Annotated in this window: 16 protein-coding genes; 10 read left to right on the forward strand and 6 right to left on the reverse strand. The window is 42.1% G+C overall.

Going from position 1 to position 22,391, the window contains the following annotated elements:
• Nucleotides 1–69: 69 nt before the first annotated feature.
• Nucleotides 70–906 (reverse strand): helix-turn-helix domain-containing protein, encoded by an 837-nt coding sequence (locus IR173_RS12585; RefSeq protein WP_237039949.1) that lies wholly within the window; start codon nucleotides 904–906, stop codon nucleotides 70–72.
• 147 nt (nucleotides 907–1,053) lie between these two features.
• On the opposite strand from IR173_RS12585, the gene IR173_RS12590 reads away from it, so the two are divergent.
• The 3 genes from IR173_RS12590 to IR173_RS12600 all read left to right on the forward strand — a co-directional run bounded on the left by IR173_RS12590 (nucleotide 1,054) and on the right by IR173_RS12600 (nucleotide 6,865).
• Entirely contained in the window at nucleotides 1,054–2,169 is a 1,116-nt protein-coding gene (locus IR173_RS12590; protein ID WP_237039950.1) for an efflux RND transporter periplasmic adaptor subunit, read from the forward strand.
• Nucleotides 2,170–2,177: 8 nt separating this feature from the next.
• Nucleotides 2,178–5,387, forward strand: coding sequence for an efflux RND transporter permease subunit (locus IR173_RS12595; protein ID WP_237039951.1), 3,210 nt, complete (start codon nucleotides 2,178–2,180; stop codon nucleotides 5,385–5,387).
• A gap of 89 nt (nucleotides 5,388–5,476) precedes the next feature.
• Entirely contained in the window at nucleotides 5,477–6,865 is a 1,389-nt protein-coding gene (locus tag IR173_RS12600; protein WP_237039952.1) for a TolC family protein, read from the forward strand.
• A gap of 87 nt (nucleotides 6,866–6,952) precedes the next feature.
• Here IR173_RS12600 and IR173_RS12605 read toward each other — a convergent pair whose 3' ends face one another.
• Nucleotides 6,953–8,209, reverse strand: coding sequence for a DUF4934 domain-containing protein (locus IR173_RS12605; RefSeq protein ID WP_237039953.1), 1,257 nt, complete (start codon nucleotides 8,207–8,209; stop codon nucleotides 6,953–6,955).
• Nucleotides 8,210–8,410: 201 nt separating this feature from the next.
• Nucleotides 8,411–8,962, reverse strand: a complete 552-nt coding sequence (locus tag IR173_RS12610) for a DUF3332 domain-containing protein (protein ID WP_237039954.1) — start codon at nucleotides 8,960–8,962, stop codon at nucleotides 8,411–8,413.
• Between the two features lie 166 nt (nucleotides 8,963–9,128).
• On the opposite strand from IR173_RS12610, the gene IR173_RS12615 reads away from it, so the two are divergent.
• Nucleotides 9,129–10,517: an MFS transporter gene (locus IR173_RS12615; protein ID WP_237039955.1), complete on the forward strand. Its 1,389-nt coding sequence runs from the start codon at nucleotides 9,129–9,131 to the stop codon at nucleotides 10,515–10,517.
• Between the two features lie 468 nt (nucleotides 10,518–10,985).
• On the opposite strand, the gene IR173_RS12620 is transcribed toward IR173_RS12615, so the two are convergent.
• Genes IR173_RS12620 through IR173_RS12630 form a run of 3 tightly spaced genes read right to left on the reverse strand, consistent with a single transcriptional unit; the run spans nucleotide 10,986 to nucleotide 13,813 of the window.
• A complete protein-coding gene (locus tag IR173_RS12620; protein WP_237039956.1) occupies nucleotides 10,986–12,038 on the reverse strand; it encodes a DUF4831 family protein in 1,053 nt (350 codons plus the stop codon).
• Nucleotides 12,039–12,074: 36 nt separating this feature from the next.
• The gene (locus tag IR173_RS12625; RefSeq protein WP_237039957.1) at nucleotides 12,075–13,610 is read right to left on the reverse strand and encodes an NAD(P)H-hydrate dehydratase; all 1,536 of its coding nucleotides are present in this window, start codon (nucleotides 13,608–13,610) and stop codon (nucleotides 12,075–12,077) included.
• Between the two features lie 2 nt (nucleotides 13,611–13,612).
• Nucleotides 13,613–13,813 carry a hypothetical protein gene (locus IR173_RS12630; protein WP_237039958.1) on the reverse strand — a complete coding sequence of 67 codons (201 nt, stop codon included), beginning with the start codon at nucleotides 13,811–13,813 and terminating at the stop codon, nucleotides 13,613–13,615.
• A gap of 274 nt (nucleotides 13,814–14,087) precedes the next feature.
• Here IR173_RS12630 and IR173_RS12635 point away from each other — a divergent pair, with 274 nt between their 5' ends.
• The 6 genes from IR173_RS12635 (at nucleotide 14,088) to IR173_RS12660 (ending at nucleotide 22,389) form a co-directional block, all read left to right on the forward strand.
• Nucleotides 14,088–17,117, forward strand: coding sequence for a SusC/RagA family TonB-linked outer membrane protein (locus IR173_RS12635; RefSeq protein WP_237039959.1), 3,030 nt, complete (start codon nucleotides 14,088–14,090; stop codon nucleotides 17,115–17,117).
• 25 nt (nucleotides 17,118–17,142) lie between these two features.
• Nucleotides 17,143–18,930 carry a RagB/SusD family nutrient uptake outer membrane protein gene (locus tag IR173_RS12640; protein WP_237039960.1) on the forward strand — a complete coding sequence of 596 codons (1,788 nt, stop codon included), beginning with the start codon at nucleotides 17,143–17,145 and terminating at the stop codon, nucleotides 18,928–18,930.
• 35 nt (nucleotides 18,931–18,965) lie between these two features.
• A complete protein-coding gene (locus tag IR173_RS12645; RefSeq protein WP_237039961.1) occupies nucleotides 18,966–19,802 on the forward strand; it encodes a discoidin domain-containing protein in 837 nt (278 codons plus the stop codon).
• 207 nt (nucleotides 19,803–20,009) lie between these two features.
• The gene (gene hpt / locus IR173_RS12650) at nucleotides 20,010–20,546 is read left to right on the forward strand and encodes a hypoxanthine phosphoribosyltransferase (protein ID WP_237039962.1); all 537 of its coding nucleotides are present in this window, start codon (nucleotides 20,010–20,012) and stop codon (nucleotides 20,544–20,546) included.
• Nucleotides 20,547–20,586: 40 nt separating this feature from the next.
• Nucleotides 20,587–21,159, forward strand: coding sequence for an adenylate kinase (locus tag IR173_RS12655; RefSeq protein WP_237039963.1), 573 nt, complete (start codon nucleotides 20,587–20,589; stop codon nucleotides 21,157–21,159).
• A 99-nt stretch (nucleotides 21,160–21,258) separates the two neighbouring features.
• Nucleotides 21,259–22,389, forward strand: a complete 1,131-nt coding sequence (locus IR173_RS12660; protein ID WP_237039964.1) for a DUF5700 domain-containing putative Zn-dependent protease — start codon at nucleotides 21,259–21,261, stop codon at nucleotides 22,387–22,389.
• The last annotated feature ends 2 nt before the right edge of the window (nucleotides 22,390–22,391 follow it).

Genomic DNA, 22,391 nt, shown 5'->3' on the forward strand with positions numbered 1-22,391 from the left:
AAACAGCTCAAATCATTATTTCTGCCTTATTCTATACATGAAACGTTTTAATCAAGTAGTACTTTCTCCTTACTCGAAGTTACTTCTGTATTGCAGTGGCGACATCCCTGTATGCTTTTTGAAGTACCGGCCAAAGAAGGACTGGTCGGGAAAATGAAGCCGATTAGAAATTTCCTGTATGCTGAGATTGGTGGATTGCAGCAATGCTTTTATTTCGAGTATCACGTGTTGGTCTATGATGCTTTTGGCTGTTTGACCGGTCACTACCTGTACTATTGTGGAAAGGTAGCGAGGAGTAATGAACAGTTCGGTTGCATAAAAGGAAACCTCTCGTTGGGAGGTGCAGTGCTTATGAATCAGCTGGATGAAGCGTTTGAATATTTCTTCTTTTCGGCTGATATTTTCCACTTTTCTCTGCAAGAACAAATGCTGTGTCTTGTCATAGAAATCCAATAGGAAGTTTTGGACGAAGTTCTTGAATATCTGAATGCGGAAACTGTTATCCCGGTCGTTATAGAGGTCTTTCATCGCCAAACTTAGTCCGATAAATGGCTTGACTCGTTCTTCAGGAATAACAATGCATGGATGTTCCTTTAAAAAGTGGAAGAAGGAAGGGTCCAGGCGTGAGGTGATTTCTCTGAATAGTGTATCGGAGAAAATAATATAGGATACAGTGAAGTCTTCACTGGCATAAGTACAATTGAAAATGCTGCCGGGCAGAAGCAGGAGTTGGGTGTTTTCTGTCATCTCGTAAGCTTGCAAATCAATTTCTATATGTGCTCTTCCACTACGGCAATGGAAAATAGATGCATCTCCCAACTTCAAAATCTGATTGGAGCACATATCCATCTTTTCATCTATTCCGGTTATAAATGGTTCGCTTTTAGGTAAATTCAGATTTTTCATATCTATTCTTATTTTGACACAAAAATAACTGTTTTATTTGTAATAATGAGGTTTATATTCCGAAATTGAACAATGGCGGCTAATAATTGAATGCGCCGACTTGTGAAATTCCATCTACCTTTGCATCCGAATTTAAAAGATTGGAATATGATAACAATGAACAGAAAATGGATGCGACTAATGGTATTAGTTGGTTGTGCTGCTTTGGCGGCATCGTGTAAGCAGGTGCCTGCTGCACAGATGGAGGCGGAATATGCCGTATTGAAGGTATCGCCTTCGGATAAGGTTTTATCTACTACTTATTCGGCGACTATCCGCGGACGTCAGGATATTGATATTTATCCGCAGGTTTCCGGTTTCCTCACTAAACTTTGTGTAGAGGAAGGACAGGCTGTGCGCAAAGGACAAGTATTGTTTATTATTGACCAAGTGCCCTATAAGGCAGCTTTGGAGACGGCTGTGGCCAATGTGGAATCGGCAAAAGCCGGACTGGCTACTGCACAGTTGACATACGACAGCAAGAAAGAACTGTTTGCCAAAAAAGTAGTTTCTGAATTTGACCTGAAGACGGCCGAAAACTCCTGGCTCACCGCCAAGGCCCAGTTGGCTCAGGCTAAAGCTCAGGAAGTAAGCGCCCGCAATAATCTGTCTTATACGGAAGTGAAAAGTCCCTCGGATGGGGTGATCGGTACTTTGCCTTACCGCGTAGGCGCATTGGTTAGTGCCAGCCTGCCGCAACCGTTGACCACGGTTTCCGATAATTCGGATATGTATGTGTACTTCTCGATGACTGAAAACCAATTGTTGGCTTTGACCCGCCAATATGGTTCTAAGGCTGAGGCATTGAAGAATATGCCGGAAGTGGAATTGCAATTGAATGACAAGTCCATGTATGGTGAGAAAGGACGTATTGAAACAATCAGTGGAGTGGTTGACCGGAATACCGGTACTGCCAGCCTTCGTGCCGTATTCCCGAACAAGAATGGTTTGCTGTATAGCGGAACATCGGGAAATGTGGTTCTTCCGGTTACTATGAAAGGAAGTCTGGTTATCCCTCAAGCAACCGCTTTCGAAATTCAAGATATTACATACGTATATAAGGTAGTAGATGGCAAGGCGCAATCGGCTCCCGTCAGCGTGACCCGTGTCAACGGCGGTCAGGAATATATCGTGAACGATGGTTTGAAAGAAGGAGATATCATTGTTGCCGAAGGCGTAGGTTTGCTGCGTGAAGGTACTCCGATTAAAGTAAAACAAAACTAAGAAAGAAAATGAATTTAAGAACCTTTATAGAACGCCCCATCCTATCGGCAGTTATCTCTATTTCGATAGTCGTAGTGGGCATCATCGGGCTGTTCACTTTGCCCGTCGAGCAATATCCGGATATTGCTCCGCCTACCATCCAGGTAAACACCTCTTATTTCGGCGCTAGTGCGGAAACGCTTCAAAAGAGTGTGATCGCTCCGTTGGAAGAAGCGATTAATGGTGTGGAAAACATGACTTATATGACTTCCACCGCTACCAATGCCGGTACGGTAGACATTACTGTGTATTTCAAACAGGGGACAGACCCCGATATGGCGGCGGTCAATGTGCAGAACCGCGTATCCAAGGCTACCGGGCAGCTCCCTGCCGAAGTAACCCAGGTGGGCGTGACCACTTCAAAGCGTCAGACCAGTATCTTGCAGATGTTCTCACTCTATAGTCCGGATGATTCGTATGATGAGAAATTCCTTTCCAACTATATCAGTATCAACCTGAAACCTTCTATTCTCCGTATTCAGGGAGTAGGTGATATGATGATTATGGGTGGAGACTATAGTATGCGTATCTGGATGAAGCCTGACGTGATGGCTCAGTATAAACTGATTCCATCGGATGTTACTCAGGTGTTGGCAGAGCAGAATATAGAATCGGCTACCGGTTCATTCGGTGAGAACTCTGATGAGACTTACCAATATACCATGAAGTATAAAGGCCGTTTGATTACTCCGGAAGAATTCGGTGAAATTGTGATTCGGTCTTCAGATGATGGTGAGGTGCTGAAACTGAAAGAGATTGCCGATATTGAGATGGGTGAAGAAAGTTATGCCTATCATGGTGCGATGGACGGACACCCCGGTATCTCTTGTATGATTTTCCAGACGGCCGGCTCTAATGCTACGGAAGTGAACAATAACATTGATGCTTTGCTGGAAGAAGCTGCCAAGGATTTGCCGAAAGGGGTGGAGCTGACCAAAGTGATGAGTTCCAACGATTTCCTTTATGCATCTATTCATGAGGTGGTGAAGACTTTGTTTGAGGCTATCTTCTTGGTCATCTTGATTGTGTATGTATTCTTGCAGGATATCCGTTCTACCGTTATTCCGTTGGTAGGTATCATTGTATCTTTGATTGGTACCTTCGCCTTTATGTCGATAGCCGGATTCAGTATCAACCTGATTACCCTGTTTGCTTTGGTATTGGTAATCGGTACGGTGGTAGATGATGCCATAGTCGTCGTCGAGGCGGTGCAGGCACGTTTTGATGTGGGCTACCGCTCTTCTTATATGGCCAGTATCGATGCCATGAAGGGTATCAGTAATGCGGTTATCTCTTCTTCATTGGTATTTATGGCGGTGTTTATTCCGGTTTCGTTCATGAGCGGAACTTCCGGTACTTTCTATACACAGTTTGGTTTGACAATGGCGGTTGCTGTAGGTATATCTGCCGTCAATGCGTTGACGCTGAGTCCGGCACTGTGCGCTTTGTTCCTGAAACCGTATATCAATGCAGACGGTACGGTGAACAACAACTTTGCGGCACGTTTCCGTAAAGCGTTCAATGCGGCTTTTGATGTGATGATTGAAAGATATAAGAAAGGGGTGTTGTTCTTTATCAAACGCAAATGGATGGTATGGACACTTCTCACGGCTTCGGTAGTATTGTTGGCGTTCTTGATGAATACCACCAAAACCAGTTTGGTGCCCGATGAAGACCAGGGGGTTGTGTTTGTCAATGTCAGTACGGCGGCAGGTAGTTCATTGAAAACGACCAATGACGTAATGATGCGTATCGAAAAGCGTATGATGGATATTCCGCAGGTATTGCATGTGCAGCGTGTGGCCGGTTATGGTTTGCTGGCAGGTCAGGGTAACTCTTTCGGTATGCTGATCCTGAAGCTGAAACCTTGGGATGAGCGTGAAGGAAAAGAGAATGATGTACAGGCGGTAATCGGGCAGGTATATGGCCGTACCGCAGACATCAAGGATGCCAGTGTGTTTGCCATCTCTCCGGGTATGATTCCGGGCTATGGTATGGGTAATGCGTTGGAACTCCACATGCAGGATAAACAAGGTGGTGATGTGGGGACTTTCTTCAATACTACCCAGCAATATCTGGGCGTTTTGAACCAGCGTCCCGAAATTGCGATGGCCTATTCTACCTTTGATATCCGTTATCCGCAATGGACGGTGGAGGTGGACGCGTCTAAATGTAAACGCGCCGGCATCACTCCGGATGCGGTGTTAAGTACGTTGTCGGGCTACTATGGCGGACAGTATGTTTCCAACTTCAACCGTTTCTCTAAAGTATATAAGGTAATGATTCAGGCTGATCCTAAATATCGTGTGGACGAAAGCTCGTTGAACAATATCTTTGTGCGTATGTCGAATGGCGAGATGGCTCCCCTCGGCCAGTTTGTGACATTGACCCGCAGTTATGGCGCAGAATCATTGAGCCGTTTCAATATGTTCAACTCCATTGCTGTGAACGCGATGCCTGCTGAAGGGTATAGTACCGGTGATGCTATCCATGCTGTTCAGGAGACTGCCGTACAAGCACTTCCGAAAGGTTTCGGATATGATTTCGGTGGTATTACTCGTGAAGAGACCGACCAGGGAGGCACGACTATTATCATCTTTGGTATTTGCTTCCTGATGATCTATCTCATCTTGAGTGCGCTTTATGAAAGTTTCCTTATTCCGTTTGCCGTATTGCTTTCCGTGCCGTTCGGTTTGATGGGTAGCTTCCTGTTTGCGAAGATGATGGGGCTGGAAAACAATATTTATTTGCAGACCGGTTTGATTATGTTGATTGGTTTGCTTGCCAAGACTGCCATCTTGCTGACCGAGTATGCTACTGAGCGCCGCAAGGCAGGTATGAGTCTGACTTCTGCCGCACTTTCTGCCGCCAAGGCTCGTTTGCGTCCTATTTTGATGACTGCTTTGACCATGATTTTCGGTTTGTTCCCGTTGATGGTTGCCAGTGGGGTAGGTGCTAATGGTAACAGTTCACTGGGTACAGGTACTGTGGGCGGTATGGTGATTGGTACGCTGGCGTTACTGTTTATTGTACCTTCTTTGTTTATCGTATTCCAATATTTGCAGGAAAAGGTACGTCCTATTCAGTTTCAGCCGGCGTCCGATTGGCAGATTCAGGAAGAATGTATAGAAGCAAGAGAAGAAAGACAGCACCACATTGAAGAAAAAGGAAAGCATTAACATCGTAGGGTGATGCTCAGAATGACAATATGATAGGTTGTTTTAGCTTTGACACCGCCCGGATGTGTGCATAATTAAATAGTATAAGAATGAAAAAACAAATCATTATATCAACTGTCGCAGCCCTCACACTGAGTAGCTGCGGCATATATACCAACTATAAACCTGCAACCGAGGTGCCCGATAATTTGTATGGGGAAGAGGTTGTGGTTGTTGATACGTTGGATAATATCGGCAATCTGAGCTGGAGGGAGGTCTTTACCGATCCGCAGCTTCAGGGGCTGATAGAGCAGGGATTGCAGAACAATACGGATTTGCAGTCGGCACAATGGTGTGTGAAGGAGGCGGAAGCTACCATGCTTTCAGCTAAATTGGCCTATCTGCCTTCTTTCGCTTTGTCACCACAGGGAACAGCTAGCAGTTTTGATAAAGGAAAGGCTGTGCAAACCTATACTTTACCGGTTACGGCAAGTTGGGAAATAGATATCTTCGGGCGTATCCGTAATGCGAAACGTCAGGCAAAGGCGTTGCTCGAACAGAGTCGTGACTACAAGCAGGCTGTCCAGACCCAGCTGATAGCCGGTATAGCCAATACTTACTATACTTTGCTGATGCTGGACAACCAACTGGAAATCTCTATCCGGACAGAACAGTCATGGAAAGAAACCGTAGATGCTACCCGTGCCTTGATGGAGGCGGGACTGGCGAATGAGGCGGCCGTTTCACAAATGGAAGCTACATACTATACTATATGCACTTCTGTTCTCGACTTGAAAGAACAGATTAATCAGGTAGAAAACAGTCTTTCGCTGTTATTGGCAGAAGCTCCTCATGCTATTCAGCGCGGTTTACTCGTTGGGGCGGATACATGGAATAGTCCCAAGGGTTTACCGAAGAACCTATCAGTAGGTATTCCTGTACAGATGCTTGCCAACCGCCCCGATGTACGTAGTGCGGAACGTTCGCTGGAGGCGGCTTTCTATGCTACTAATCAGGCACGGTCTGCATTCTATCCTTCTATTGTGTTGAGTGGAAGTGCCGGATGGACAAACTCTGCTGGAAGTATGATTGTTAATCCGGGCAAATTTATAGCAACAGCTATTGGCTCATTGACGCAACCATTATTTAATAAAGGTGCGAATATTGCACAGCTGAAGATAGCCCGAGCCCAACAGGAAGAAGCAAAGTTAAGTTTTCAACAGGCTTTGTTGAATGCGGGAAGTGAAGTCAATGAGGCATTGGTGAAGTATCAGACAGCGCAGGAGAAGTCGGCTTATTATGATAGACAAATTATATCGCTGAATAAAGCTCTTGAGAGCACTTCTCTGTTGATGAAACATGGGAATACTACTTATCTGGAAGTATTGACGGCTCAGCAAACATTGCTCAGTGCGCAATTGAGCCAAGTGGCGAATCGCTTTACAGAGATGCAAGGTATGATAAACCTCTATCAGGCATTAGGTGGAGGACGTGATTAAAATTTAGCATACTGTAATCTTCATAGAGATGAAGAAAGAAAGGCTGCCGAAGTAGTGATACTTATAGGCAGCCTTATTATATTTTATTTATGGTTCTACAATGATGCAAACCGGATTGGAATCTTCATTTATATCCTTCAAAAAACTCAGTTTCCCTTCTTGGGCAGTTTCAGGATGTTCATCCAGCCATTTCTGGATATCTCCAACTTCCTGTAAAGAGGCGTATTCTCCTTGTTCCGAGTGTGTTTCTGGAAAGAAAGGCATAAACCGGCTCAAGTCATCAGTTAATCCGGCTTCGTTTTTATTCATATAAGTCTTTCCGGTTGTCTTATCATAGATTCCGGTGAAAGGTATGTTCCGACTATATATTCCTTGTATGCATTGGAATAAGATATTTTGCGGAGTCTCCATGACATATGAAACGGTAATATATTCTTCCGTACCTTCTTTGTCTCCAATCTTATCAGTCGGCAAAGTCCATTTGCCTATATTAAATGTGAGATAGGGTTGCATTTCATTCCCTTTTATCGTAAAGATGGTGTCTTTCAATGCTTCTCTGAAATGGATATCATTTCCGCTATTCCATACGGTGGGGTAATTTACCGGCATATAGTATTTCTTTCCATTTTTAGATTCTAAAATAATCACCCCATTGTAGCCTAACATTCCGAAGGCTTTTTTCCCTGTTTTTCCATGAAGAACTGAGATGGATGCAATATCATTGGGAGTGATAGTTTGCTCAACATAAGGGTTGCTGTTGTTTATAGAGTCTTTTGCTTCCCCTTTTTCGTTAAACCATACCAACTTATTGTTGGAAGAGGGAATTCCAATGGCTTCCCCATAATGGCCGATAATAAGCGAATCGGTAAAAGTGGCGCAAAATCCTTGTGCCAGGTTCTTGGGCAGTGTGACTTCTCCCAGGAATGTGCCTTCTTGACTGTATTTGAGCAATTTATTTGGTTGGCGATGAAAGTAAAGAGTTCCGGTTTGGGGATGGACGTAGTACATTGCATTGCTGTATCCTTCCGGGTCATTTCCTCTGTGTCCTATACTGCACAAATATTTTCCTGTCTGTTTGTCGAATGCGAGACAGCGAGAGCCGGTTGTCACCAAGATTTTATCTTTTAGGAGTTTGATGGAGTATGAGTTTCCTATTAAAGAAGAATCAGTCGTTTCCAGCGGTACGTAACGGATGTTTTTTCCTAATTGAGACACCTTTAATTCGGTGAGCTGTTCAATACTGCCGGCGATGTCAATGGCTTTTGAATCGTTGGTTTGACTTGGTTGTGCACAGGAACCTAGTAATAACAGGAGCACAGCACTTAAGATAATTTGCTTTTTCATGGTATTTGGGGTAACTAAAAAGAAAAAGAAGTGTGTCAAAACTAAACCGGCCTATCCCATCGTCAGCTGTAGGGGCAGGGTTTGCCTGCCCGAAGACACAAAGTAAACTGTTTTCGGGCGAGCGAACCTCGCCCCTACGAACGAAACGACAGCATTATCCACGTTTTGACACAACCCCTTCTTACTATAAAAAAAGTTGTATTAGCGGGCAGCAAAGAATACAGAACTTCCGGCTGCTACTCTTACAGTTGCTACACCCTGAGCATCGGGAGTGACAGTCATTGAGGTACCGTTTTGCATACTGACAGTTGCAGTTCCGTCTTCGTTCATTTTTACCAGTTCGAAGCTTTGTCCGTCGGCTACAGCATTCCAGGTATTGTTGTCCTTGTTGTAAACCAAATCAACAGATTTTTCTTCTCCCTTTTTAGTGATGGTGTAACCATCTGTGTTTGTCTTCACCAAATATTCACCGTTTTCGCCTTTTACTTCTTTCACTTCACCAATAGAAGCCGTAGGGTTGGAACCACTCCAGAACTCGATGGAGTTGAGTACCAAAACGTCCGCCAGGTAAGCGATTTCGTAAACGGGCACAATGTGGAAAGCAACGAAAATAAGTTCGTTTACAAACTTGTTGCTGACTCCTTGGTTCCAATCCTTCAGATTATTCCATAATCCAAAAGAACCGATGCATGATGAAAACATGATGCTTCCACCCAGCATGGCACAAACAACCAATGTTTTATTTCTTTTCATAATTACATAAGTTAAGTTTATAAAAGTCTTTTTCCCGATGATAATCCGGGACTATTCATCTTGCAAAGATAGAACTTTTTTATGGAAATGTTCTTCTCTTCTTAAAAATCTGTATCTTTGTCCATTCGAATATGAAAAACTATTAATCAAAAATCTTATAAAAGAAATGAAAGAACAGATTCAAAAAAAGCTCAACGACTCTAAAGCACTTCGGTGGGGTGTGTTGGTGCTGGTGGCTTTCACCATGTTATGCGGTTATTTCCTGACGGATGTAATGTCGCCTCTCAAAACGATGCTTGAAAAAGAACTATTATGGGACAGCCTTGATTACGGCATCTTTACAAGTGCGTATGGCTGGTTTAATGTTTTCGCTTTCATGCTGATTATCGGAGGTATTATCCTTGATAAGATGGGAGTTCGTTTCACCGGAATGGGAGCCTGTGTTCTGATGGTGCTGGGTTGCGGATTAAAATATTACGCCATTTCAACTACTTTCCCTGTCGGTGATACATTTTTTGGTATGAAGACACAGGTTGGTTTAGCCGCTTTAGGATATGCCATCTTCGGGGTAGGTGTGGAAATTGCCGGTATCACTGTCTCAAAAATCATAGTAAAATGGTTTAAAGGTAAAGAAATGGCTTTGGCTATGGGAATGGAAATGGCTACAGCTCGTTTGGGTACCATGTTGGCATTAGCCGTTACGGTTCCTATTGCTACTTTTTTTGGAATTACTGATGCTGATGGTACTTTCCATCCCAATATTCCGGCTCCGTTGCTACTTTGTCTCATCATGCTTTGTATTGGTACGATAGCTTTCTTTATTTACACCTTTTATGATAAGAAACTGGATGCTTCGTTAGAAGAAGAGGGCGCAGAACCGGAAGAGCCTTTCCGTATGAAAGATATTTGGCTGATTATCACTAATAAGGGCTTTTGGCTGATTGCCATGCTTTGTGTGTTATTCTATTCTGCCGTGTTCCCCTTCTTGAAATATGCCACTGATTTGATGGTACAGAAATACCATGTAGATCCAGAACTTGCCGGAACAATTCCAAGTCTTTTGCCTTTGGGAACTTTGTTCTTGACTCCATTCTTCGGTAATATATACGATCGTATCGGCAAAGGGGCTACCCTGATGATTATCGGTTCTGTTCTTTTAATTTTCGTACATACCATGTTTGCATTGCCGGTACTCAATGTTTGGTGGTTTGCTACTATTGTGATGATTGTATTGGGGATTGGTTTCTCATTGGTTCCGTCGGCTATGTGGCCTTCTGTTCCTAAAATTATTCCCGAAAAACAATTGGGTACTGCTTATGCTCTTATTTTCTGGGTGCAGAATTGGGGATTGATGGGTGTTCCTGCTTTGATTGGCTATGTGCTGAATGAATATTGCAAAGGCCCGGTTGTAGATGGTATGCAGACTTATGATTATACGTTGCCAATGTGCATTTTTGCTTGTTTTGGTGTAGCGGCTTTACTCTTTGCGGTTTGGTTGAAAGCGGAAAATAAGAAAAAAGGATATGGATTGGAAGAAGCCAACATAAAGAAATAGGGTTTCTCCCTCATTATTTAAAAACTCCCAAAAGAAAACTGCTGCAAAGGATTGTGTTGTCAATCGATTGCAGCAGCTTCTTTTTTCAGCCTGTCGGTCTTATGCAAAGAATGCAGTCAACAATAGAATAAAAACGGCTTCGGCTGCTGTGGCCATCATAAATACCTTCTTCACATTTCCAAGGCTTGCTGTCTGAGTAGTTGTATTCATACTTTCATTTTATTAAGTTAGTAAAACTAATATCTTTTCAGTTGTTTTGTTATTGCAAAAATCAGCAATTATTCTGGTAGTTTACTGTCCTAAATGGCTTTTATACTGTTCAAAAAAAACTCGTTAAACTTATTTATATCAACTATTAACAAGTGTATATGGGGCTTTTTCTATAGAACAAAATACTGCCTTTATCCATGGGGCAGTATGCGGTGAATGGATAAAGGCAGTATGTATGATTGGAGCAAATCGAAGCTGTCAGTCTTTGTCTATTTTTACAATTTTTCCGTTATTGGGATCGAAAAGTACTCGTGTGTTTATTTTCTTATTAAATAAATTATCCACTAATACTTCGGTGGTTCCAAACTGTGTAATGAGGAGCTCACCTTCAAAGTATCGTTTGGTGGGGCTGGTAACAGTGACTGATGCCTTGCCCGGGATATTATAGATAACACCGTCCACTTTCTTTTTGTCCTTTGCCTTTTCGTCTGCCGGAGGTAACGTTTCTTGGTTGGTGACAGATAAATAGATAGGTTCTCCTGCCAGGTTTTCATCACTTACTACACCCAATTTCTTTGAAAATCGGAAAGCAATTTTATCTTTCATGCTTTCTGTGGGAGTTATGCGGATAGTAAAGGTTTTATCTTCACGGTCGGTTATGCCCGCAAACATTTGCGTCATGGCTTGTTCTTGTTCGTCCAGATTATCCAGCATCAGTTTCAGTGCCGCACCGTCTTTGGGCATATAATCTGCTTGTCCGCGGGTAAGGCTGTTTTTGCTTTCTCGGATATTGTAGATTTCTTTAGCTACCAGTTCGGCCATCTTTGCAGTAGAAGCGGTGCTGAGAATCTCTTCAGTCATAAAGCTGCGCGGATCTATACGTCTTTTGGCTGTATTTGCAATCGGAGTTGCCGGCGCTTTTTCTATCGGTGAAGTCGTATTGATAGCTTTGATAATACCGTCGTTGGTCAGTTCCACTTGCGAAGCGGCACTTTTATCTTTCAGTTTCACTATATATGCATTATCCGGGTCGGGGACACCGATAGCTTTCGCTTTGATACTTTTTATTTCCCAGTAGGTTTCTGGTTGGGCCGAGATGTTCGTCATGCGCAGATACCTGTTGGCATACTGGCATAATTCTCCCGGTGTATAGGTTACTTTGGTAGCCAGTACTTCCAGTTCTATTTCGGTTTTGGGCAAGTAATAAACGACACCTTCTCCCATGGTTCCCGGAGTATATTTACTGAAATCCTGTGCAGCACTACTCAATGAAATCAGTATACCTGCTGCAATTATTAATCCTCTTTTCATAATTTCCTTTTCTTATATAGGTAAGGGCAAATATAGCTATTCTTTTGTAAATCCGGCTTTTGTTTCGCTTAATTTCTTCCAAGCAGCAGGAAGTGCTTCTACGATATCACTTGAAGTCATACCTATTTCTCCTTTTTGCTGAGCGGCAATGTCTCCTGCTAAGCCATGTACATAGACACCCAGTCGGGAAGCGTCTTCTTGCGAATATCCTTGTGACAATAGTGAAAGTAGGATACCGGTCAATACATCACCGCTTCCGGCTGTTGCCATACCGGGATTACCGGTCGGATTGAAATAGCAATTCCCTTCCGGGGTTACCACGGCACTCCAGGAACCTTTTACTACGATGTAGCTTTGCAGATAAGCGGCAAGTTCTTTAGTCTTGACTAAGCGTTCGTAGGTATCCATACACTTTCCGATAAGGCGTTCCAACTCACCTAAATGGGGAGTGAGGATACAGCGTTTCGGCAGTCGGCTTAACCAACTGCGGTGGGTGCTTAGAATATTCAGGGCATCAGCATCCAGTACTAACGGTAGCGGGCAGTTCTGTATCTGTTCCATCATAGCGAGGGCGGTATCTTCTTCTTGCCCCAGTCCGGGACCGATGGCTATCGCTTGATAGCGGTCAATATCGGTCGGTTCAGCAAAATAACGTTCATGTATATCGGTATGTACAATAGCTTCGGGTACAGTAGATTGCATTAAATCATGGTTATGGATAGGAACATGCACTGTCAGCAGTCCGATACCTGATCGCAGACATGCACGGGCCGATAAGATAGAAGCTCCGGCCATGCCATAAGAACCTGCAATTAATAGTCCATGACCGAATGTTCCCTTGTGTGCGAACCGCTTTCTCGGTTTGATAAGGTTACGTATCTCTGCTTCTTCCGTGGTGAAGAAAGAACTTTCTACCGTTTCTATAAATTCAGTCTTCAATCCGATATTCAATAATTCCCATTCGCCTACAATATCTTCGTTTTCAGGGAAGAAAAACGAAAGTTTGGGCAATTGGATACTAAGCGTCACATCTGCACGCATGATACTTTGCCTTATATTATAGGTGTTGTCTTCTCCCATTAATCCTGAGGGAATATCGATGGCTACTACCGGCGATTTGGAAGCATTTATATACTTCACTACCGCGGCAAATCCTCCGTTTAATGGCTTGTTGAGGCCGGAACCGAATAGTCCGTCTACTACCAGATGCTTTTCTGTCAGTACAGGAGGATCAAATTTTGTACTTACTTCTGTAAAGTAGACAGAGCCACATTCTTTCAGGCGGGCAAGGTTGATTTGGCACTCTTCGGATAATTCTCCTTTGGTATTGAACAGGAAAACCTCTACCCGATAGTTCTGTTGTGACAGCAGTCGTGCTACGGCTAATGCATCTCCTCCATTGTTTCCGGGGCCGGCAAAAACGACGATATGGAAAGAATTATTCCAACGGCGCATAATGGCACGTGTCAGTTCATGGGCAGCTCGTTCCATCAAGTCAATGGAGGCTATGGGTTCATTGGCTATAGTGTATTTGTCCAGCTCTTTTAGATGGGTACTCGAAATAATTTTCATATTCAATCTCTTTTGTTTGGATGTGCAAAGATAACACTATTTACAGAAAGAGGTTGTGAGAAAACTTCGATACTTAGAATAAAAATACTAAGTTTGTAAACAGCATTAGTTATCAATGCTTTAATAATAACTATTTTAGTCCTTTTGCTTGGAACCAAGCATTCTAATTTCGGCAAAGATAAATATTTTCTTTTAATATCCATATATCCTTTGCTTTCGGCTTGTTATAAAAATGAACCTACGTGATGATTGCCTTCTTCCTTAGATGTTCGTTATTACCTTTTTACAAAAAATATCAATAATGTGCTGGATTTAGTATTTGTATTCGTATATTTGCATCCAAAATATAATTGTACTTAAAAAATAATCAATTTATTAATTTTAAAACATGTGTAAAGGCAAAAACTTACTACAGGGCAGGCGTGGACAAACGCATTCTATTCAATTAACAGTAAACACATCCTTAAATTAAAATCTATGAGAAGAGAGCAACTTAAATTAGTAAGTGCGATACTACTTTTATCTGGTTTTTCTACCGGATTTATGCAGGCAGCGCCTCACGCAGCAGCTACAGGAGTATCTATCGTGCAGCAGGACAATACCTGTACAGGTGTTGTATTGGACCAAAATGGTGAATCCGTTATCGGAGCTTCAGTCGTTGTAAAAGGAACAACCAATGGAGGTATTACTGGTATAGACGGAGATTTTATCATTTCTAACGTGAAGAAAGGCGATGTAATCGTTATCTCGTTTGTGGGTTATGCAGAACAGCAGATTGTGTGGGACGGCAAGCCGATGAAAGTGATTTTGAAAGAAGATACCGAGACTTTGGATGAGGTAGTGGTAGTAGGTTACGGTGTACAACGCAAAAGTTCTATCACCGGTTCTATCGCTTCTGTAAAATCAGACAAATTGAAGACGGTTACTACTCCAAGTGTGGCCAATATGTTGCAGGGTAAAGTTGCCGGTGTAGTAGTTACACCTACTTCCGGTCGACCGGGTGCCGGTGTAAGTATCCGGGTACGTGGTACCGGTTCACTTCGTGGTAATACAGAGCCTCTTTGGGTTATTGATGGTGTAGTAGGTGATGCCATGGCTGATTTGAACCCGAATGATATTGAAAGTATCTCTATTTTGAAAGACGGTTCGGCTACGGCACTTTACGGTTCTCGTGGTGCTAACGGTGTAGTACAGGTTGTTACTAAACGTGCCACTACCGGTGGCTCTTCTTTTGATGCTTCTGTGAAGTTCGGTATTTCTCAATTGCAAAAGGGTAACCTTGAAATGATGAACGGTGCCGAATATTATGATTATCTGGTTACCGCTTATACCAATGCCGGAACATTACAAGACCAACAGTGGCTTCAGCCTTATTTGAAGGAACAGAATTTTGACTGGTGGGATTTTGCTACACAGAATGCTCTGACACAGAACTACAACATCGGATATAAGTATGGTAATGACCGAATAAAATCTTATATTTCTGCTGACTATTATACAGAAGAAGGTGCTATCAAAGGATATGATTATGACCGTTTCACGTTGAGAGTGAACACTGATTATATTGTTAATGACCGTTTGACATTGAGAGCCAAATTGTCTACCAGCTATAAGGAGACATTCGATCAGCAGTATGGTTTGTCTCACACTAGCTATACTCCATGGGATACTCCCTATGACTCTCAGGGCAATGTAAAAATCGGAACAGAAGGCCGACCGAGTAAAGAAGATGCTGCAACTGCAGACCCACGTGATTACTGGTATTCTGACGGAAGCTCCAACTGGCTGTACAACAATCGTTTGAACTGGGGTAAGTCACGTTCTAACGCTATGGATATCGGTGTCGGTTTCGACTATAAGATTTTTGATTGGTTGACTTTTGTTTCTAATAACAAAGTGGGATTGAGCAATAGTTATGGTGAGAATTACTATGACCCGATGGCAGTGGGACAAGAATCACTCCAGGGTACTATCTACAACAGTAATTCTAATGTCCGTACCATTTATACCAGCCAGTTGCTTCGTTTCTTAAAGACTTTCAATGATGTACACGAAATCAACGCGTATTTGGGTTATGACTACGATGAATATCGTTATTATAGCATGACCGGTCAGGCTTCACAGATGTTCCAAGGTAATGAAATTCTGAACGGTGGTGTGGCTAATCCTAAAGTGGGCGGTACTAAAGTTGAGAAGAAAAATGCCGCTTATTATTTTAACGGTAACTATTCTTACGATAATAAATACCTCTTTCAGGTAATGTTCCGTGTAGACGGTTCATCACAGTTTGGTTCTAACAAACGTTGGGCTCCTTTCTGGTCTGTCGGTGGTGGTTGGAGTATGCATAAGGAAGAATTCATGAGTAATCTTAAATGGGTGAATGAATTGAAACCCCGTATTTCTTATGGTATTTCCGGTAACTTACCTGATGGTGCTTATGAATGGGCTACCATGCTGGCTAGTACTACACAATATGGTAGCAAAGTGGGTTTGTATTCCAATTACTTGGGAAATCCCGACCTCTCTTGGGAAGAAACAGCTACTTTAGACTTCGGTTTGGATGTACGTTTGTTTGATCGTTTAAGCATTGTATTTGACTACTATCACAAAGATGTAAAGAATCTTATTTATTTGAAACACTTGCCTGCTGTAACAGGTTATAACCGTCAGACTGCCAATAATGGTAAAATGACGAATCAAGGTTTTGAAGTGACTGTTACTCCTGAAATCATCAGAACGAAAGACCTTTATTGGGATGTTAGCTTCAACTTAGGCTATAATAAGAATGAGATTACTTACCTTCCTGACGGTGATGAACTTACATCACAGGCAACTGCTGTGGGCTATCCTTACAGAAACTGGTATTTGCGCGAATGGGCAGGTGTGGATTCACAAACGGGAACTCCATTGTGGTTTAAGGTAGATGAAGAAGGCAATAAGACAGTTACCGGTGATTACAACCAGGCAACTCGTGTATTGTTGGATGAAGTGCCTACTCCTAAATTTAATGGTGCTATCAGCACGAACTTGACATGGAAAGGTTTCACTTTGAACGCTAACTTTACATTTGCTACCGGAGCTAAGATTTACAATGGACAGCGTGCCGGTGCACTTGACCGTGACTGCGGACGTAACTCTCAGCCGCCTATGAAATTGAAAGACGGATGGAGCCGTTGGGAAAAACCGGGTGATATCGCTACACATCCTCAGTTGATTGATGGTGGTAATAACGGTGCCGATAGAGAATCTACACGCTATTTGGAAAACGGTGACTATTTTAAATTGAAATCTCTTTCTTTAGCTTATAGCTTCCCGAAACGTTGGTTGGAACCATTGGGCGTGAAGTCTGCTAATTTGAGTGTCGGTGGTGAGAACTTGTTTACCATTACCAGCTTCTCAGGACAAGACCCGGAAATCCTGTACTCTTCAGATTATAATGGTAGTGCCGGAAGCTTCGGCTATCCTACAGTAAGACGCTTTACTTTAGGATTGAGTGTTCAATTCTAATTTCTAATATCTAAATGAAAACATTATGAAAATAAAATATATACTAGGTGCCATGGGAATGGCGTTCGGAATGACCGGATGCAACCTGGACATTACCATGTATGATGGTGTGATGGAGGAACAATTCGACAATAAGAACCTCCTTGAACTGTCTCAGGGAAGTTATCGCTTGTTGAAAAATGACGGTGGATTGATTGACAACGGATACTATTTTTGGGCTTTCGGTGCTGATGATGTTACTTGGAACGGAACTTCAACCGGTGCAACTTTTAAATTGTATGATTATAGCCGAAACATTGCCAGCTCTACCACAGAATATACTTGGGAGCTCGGTTATCGTGTAATCGGTAACTGTAATAAGATTATTGAAATTGTTCAAGGATTGGGTAATGAAAGCACTCGTGAGCAAACCATCATGATGGGTGAAAACTATTATTTGCGTGCATTGAGCTACTTCTTGCTGGTTAATGAGTTTGCACAGCCTTATTCTAATAATCCGACACAGAATCCCGGCTTGCCTTTGAAATTGACAAGTGACCCGAATGATTTGCCTCAAAGTCGTTCTACTGTTGCCGAAGTTTATGATCAGGTGGTTCTCGACTTGAAGGATGCTATCACTTATCTGACACTGCAGCAAGGAGAGACTCCCAAATCAAACATCTATGCTACTAAAGAAGCTGCTGAAGCTCTGTTGGCTAGAGTCTATCTCTATATGGAGAATTGGGACGGTGCATGGGAAATGGCTAACAATGTAATTACATCAGGACGTTTTGAGTTGGAAAGAGGAAACCGCTTTGCTACTTATTCACAACTCATTCCTGAAGACAACAAGGAAACCATTTTTGCAGTACGTCGTACACTTGACAAAGATGACGATGGATACAGCCGTATGGGTAGTATGTACATCCGCATCGACGGTTCCGGTTGGGAAGAAATGTCTCCTTCTTCAAGATATTTGGAACTGTTGGAGCTGCATTTGAATGATAACAATATGCCTCAGGACTTGCGTAGCAAATTTATTGTGAAGAGATATGTAGAAGATGGCGTAGGCGACTATACTCCAGTTGGATATCCCAACAATGTATACGAAGACTGGACATTTGCTTATGCTGTTAAGCAAGCTAACACAGCCAACTATGAATACAAACAGTTGGATGTAGAAAAGCAGGCTGACGGTACATTCCTTATTACCAAAGACGCTTCTAAATTCCAAAGTGCTACCATCCAAGAAGAAGCCTACAATACAGGTACTCGTTACTATGTCGTAGGTCAGGACGGTAACAAGCATATAGGCCGTATCGAACCTAAAGTGTTTGATGCTTCCACTAAGCGTGGTAAGTCTTCTCTTTTCCTTGTTTATGCTATCAACAAATGTTCTTATCAGGAACAGAGCAAACATTTGTGGTCGCCCATCATCTCTCGTTTGGCCGAAATGTATCTGATACGTGCCGAAGCTAATTATGAAAAGGGTGGTTCCGTACAAGCTACGTTGGATGATATCAATATTCTTCGTGATAGAGCAGGTATACCTGAATGGACAATGACAAACATAGCTACTGCTGAAAATGGAAGTCCGAAAGATGTTCATAAGATTATTGAAGAAGAACGCATGCTGGAACTTGCATGGGAAGGTCATCGCCGTTTCGACGTATTCCGTTGGCGCTACACTATGGATAGAAGATATCCGGGAGGACATACCATAGCTCAGGGTGATAAATTCTATGAAATTCCGTATAACTCGCCATCGGTATGTGAGTTCATTCCACAGCTTCAGTATGATGCTTATCCTTACAAGTTGGAACAGAACCCCTAACAAAACAGATTTACTAATTTAAAATGGATATACAAATGAAAAAAATATCATATTTACTTTTGCTCTTTTTATCGGCCATTGTTTGCGGATGTTCCGAATATGAGCAACCGTATGTCGGTTATATCGTTGTAGAGCGTGCCGTGCTGGACGCTGCTGCCAATTCCAGTGCTACTGTAACCGCAGATACAGATATCTCTTCTGCCATTGTCGTTGACAATGTAGATGCAGATTGGTGTCAGGTGTCAGTAAACGGTAAGGAGATTACTGTGACTGCAACTTCTGCCAATACAGACAGCAATTATCGTACTGCTACTGTCAGTGTAAGATCCGGCTATCGCCAGACTACTTTCACTGTATTGCAGAAATATGACGGACAAGAATTTTTGCAGTATGACTGGACTCGTTGGACAGCTACCGGTAATGGTGTTGAAGCCGGTGACGGTGGTGGATATGCCAGCTTGTTTAATGAAAACCGTGCAACATTCTGGCACAGTCCGTACAGCTATTCAGTTCCTCTTCCTTATATCTTGGAAATTGATATGAAAGAAGAACAAGAATGTGCTATGTTCCATATTGGTAGAAGATATTATTCAAATGGTAACAATTACGGTACTGTTAAGAATATGAATATTTATGTCAGCACCGATAATGAGAACTTCGAAAAAGTCGGTGGATTTACATTCTCATTGCCATGGACTGCACCCGACGGAACTGTAGTAACCGGCTTTACCAGTCCGTTGATTCCGGCTTATGAAGAAGTTGTATTGCCTTCACCGGTGGTTGCCCGTTATATTCGTTTGGAAATAACAGAAACCAATACATCGAATAACACTTGTCAGGTTTCATATCTGAAAGTCTTTGAAAAAATCTAAGACTTTCATTTGAATTCCTCTGAATAATAAAAGAGGATGTCGTGAACATTGGTTTCCGGCATCCTCTTTTTTATTGAGGCATACCTTTGCTGACAGAACATAATCCCTTCATACGCTGACTCGTAATCCTCCTCACAAAACGGCTGTTAGATTTCATAAAATCGAATTAAAACACTATTTTTGCACCAATTTAATAAAAATACGGTTATGGATACCATTCAGATAAAAGACAAGCGCTTCACGACTTTCATTCCAGAAGAACGGATATTGAGAGAAGTAGAACGGGTAGCGAGTGAGATTAACCGGGATTTAGAAGGTACGAATCCCCTGTTTCTAAGTGTGCTCAACGGTTCGTTTATGTTTGCAGCCGATTTAATGCGTAACCTTACCATTTCCAGTGAGATATCTTTTGTGAAACTGGCTTCGTATGCCGGTACTTCGTCTACCGGAAAAGTGAAGGAATTGGTTGGCTTGAATGATGATATCGAAGGCCGTACAGTGGTGATTGTAGAAGATATTGTAGATACGGGAGTGACAATGAAGCATTTGTTAGAGACACTTCAAGCAAAGAACCCGAAGGAAATCCGTATCGCCACATTGTTGTTGAAGCCCGATAAGCTGACGGTAGATTTGGATATACATTATATAGCTATGCGTATTCCTAATGATTTTATTGTCGGTTATGGCCTTGATTATGATGGGTTGGGACGCAATTATCGTGATATCTATACTGTAATAGAGTAAGAATTATACAACTAAATATAAAAATAAAAGGTAAAACAAGATGTTGAACATTGTAATTTTCGGTGCTCCGGGTTCAGGTAAAGGTACTCAGAGTGAACGTATTGTAGAGAAATTCGGTATTAATCACATTTCAACAGGAGATGTGCTTCGTGCAGAAATCAAGAATGGTACAGAGCTGGGTAAAACTGCTAAAGGTTATATTGACCAGGGTCAGTTACTTCCTGATGAGCTGATTATCGACATTCTGGCTAGCACATTGGATGGTTTCAAGGATAGCAAAGGTGTTATTTTCGACGGTTTTCCCAGAACGATTGCTCAGGCAGAAGCGTTGAAGCAGATGTTGTCGGAACGCGGACAGGAAGTTTCTATTATGTTGGATCTTGATGTTCCCGAAGACGAACTGATGACTCGCTTGATTAAACGTGGACAGGAGTCAGGCCGTGCAGACGATAATGAAGAGACAATCAAGAAACGCCTTACTGTTTACCATTCTCAGACAGCTCCGCTGATTGACTGGTATAAAAAGGAAGGTAAATACCAGCATATTAATGGCTTGGGTGATTTGGAGACAATTACGCAGGATATTTGTAAAGCTGTTGATGTAGTGAAGTAAGTTATATCTTATCGTATAGAATAAAAAGAGACTCAACAATAGATTGAAAATATCTTTTGTTGAGCTTCTTTATTTTATGAACCTTTAATTTAAATACGTATGAAAACAAAATCATTGTTAGTGGAATTTTTCTTCTTGATATTCCTCTCGAACACTCTATTCGCCCAACAAGATAAAAATATCCAGATTGCTTGCAAAAACTATTCCATAGAGTCTGCTGTGCACTTTATGGAAATGGCAGAAAAAGCGCAAAACGGCATATTGCCTGACGATGAAGCATGGAGGCAATTATTTGCTACGGAAGGTTACCATTGTTTCTTTTCGGCTTGTCGTGATTCATTAGAATGGCAACAAAATATAAGGACAGCGTTTCAAGTGGTGTTTGATAAGTCACAACAAGCCCGACTCGACAGTGTCGTTAGTCAACCTCTTAATGGAAACGGCCCTTTTCTGAATAACTTTATAGTGAATTTTAATTCTTTGAAGAATCGGCTTGATGTTCTGAATACCTTCATTCATGATACAGATTTCAGTATGCTGTTACATAAAGCTCATGCAAAAGCTCTTCAATACTTACCCGCACGCATCAATGACCTGCATCCTACCTTTACAAAATTTTATTTTCTTTCTTGGGATTTTGAAGACCGAACATGGAGCAATGGCATTTATTTTGATTTAAATACTTGTTATGAAGATGGGGAAGAAGGTTTGATAAACGTTATGGCACACGAACTTCATCATCATTATATGGGGGCTTTGCTGGAGGACCGGTTCAAAAAAGATCCCAAAGATGCAGCTCTTTGGGCAATTATTGTCAACCAGCAGGAAGGTACTGCCGACATCATTAACAAGCAGAAAATGCCAGTTGAAAAAATGGGACTTTATGGGCCTATGATTGTAAAGATTTATAATGATGATTATAATGCTTCCCCTGAAGTATTAAAACAGCTTGACAATTTGACTTGCGATTACCTTGCCGGAAAAATTACCGAAAAACAATATAAAGAAGCTCGTCAGTGTGCCCATTTTGGTGGACATACTACCGGAGATTTCATGGTCTTTCTTATCCGTGATCAATTGGGTTTGCAGGCTGCCATCGACTGTTTCTGTGATTTTCCTGCTTTTATCCGTCGTTACAATGAAGCGGCAGTTAAGGCAGATACGTATGTCTTTTCCGATACGTTTGTAGAGCATATAAATAAGGTGTGCCAAGAAATGGAAAAAGAATAAAT

Origin of the sequence: Phocaeicola faecalis (genome assembly GCF_021730445.1) — a bacterium.
Taxonomy (GTDB): Bacteria; Bacteroidota; Bacteroidia; order Bacteroidales; family Bacteroidaceae; genus Phocaeicola; species Phocaeicola faecalis.

Excerpts from the sequence above, each read along its gene's own strand:
- IR173_RS12585 (WP_237039949.1), bottom strand. The coding sequence starts at position 906 with ATGAAAAATCTGAATTTACCTAAAAGCGAACCATTTATAACCGGAATA.
- IR173_RS12590 (WP_237039950.1), top strand. The coding sequence starts at position 1,054 with ATGATAACAATGAACAGAAAATGGATGCGACTAATGGTATTAGTTGGT.
- IR173_RS12595 (WP_237039951.1), top strand. The coding sequence starts at position 2,178 with ATGAATTTAAGAACCTTTATAGAACGCCCCATCCTATCGGCAGTTATC.
- IR173_RS12600 (WP_237039952.1), top strand. The coding sequence starts at position 5,477 with ATGAAAAAACAAATCATTATATCAACTGTCGCAGCCCTCACACTGAGT.
- IR173_RS12605 (WP_237039953.1), bottom strand. The coding sequence starts at position 8,209 with ATGAAAAAGCAAATTATCTTAAGTGCTGTGCTCCTGTTATTACTAGGT.
- IR173_RS12610 (WP_237039954.1), bottom strand. The coding sequence starts at position 8,962 with ATGAAAAGAAATAAAACATTGGTTGTTTGTGCCATGCTGGGTGGAAGC.
- IR173_RS12615 (WP_237039955.1), top strand. The coding sequence starts at position 9,129 with ATGAAAGAACAGATTCAAAAAAAGCTCAACGACTCTAAAGCACTTCGG.
- IR173_RS12620 (WP_237039956.1), bottom strand. The coding sequence starts at position 12,038 with ATGAAAAGAGGATTAATAATTGCAGCAGGTATACTGATTTCATTGAGT.
- IR173_RS12625 (WP_237039957.1), bottom strand. The coding sequence starts at position 13,610 with ATGAAAATTATTTCGAGTACCCATCTAAAAGAGCTGGACAAATACACT.
- IR173_RS12630 (WP_237039958.1), bottom strand. The coding sequence starts at position 13,813 with ATGGATATTAAAAGAAAATATTTATCTTTGCCGAAATTAGAATGCTTG.
- IR173_RS12635 (WP_237039959.1), top strand. The coding sequence starts at position 14,088 with ATGAGAAGAGAGCAACTTAAATTAGTAAGTGCGATACTACTTTTATCT.
- IR173_RS12640 (WP_237039960.1), top strand. The coding sequence starts at position 17,143 with ATGAAAATAAAATATATACTAGGTGCCATGGGAATGGCGTTCGGAATG.
- IR173_RS12645 (WP_237039961.1), top strand. The coding sequence starts at position 18,966 with ATGAAAAAAATATCATATTTACTTTTGCTCTTTTTATCGGCCATTGTT.
- hpt (WP_237039962.1), top strand. The coding sequence starts at position 20,010 with ATGGATACCATTCAGATAAAAGACAAGCGCTTCACGACTTTCATTCCA.
- IR173_RS12655 (WP_237039963.1), top strand. The coding sequence starts at position 20,587 with ATGTTGAACATTGTAATTTTCGGTGCTCCGGGTTCAGGTAAAGGTACT.
- IR173_RS12660 (WP_237039964.1), top strand. The coding sequence starts at position 21,259 with ATGAAAACAAAATCATTGTTAGTGGAATTTTTCTTCTTGATATTCCTC.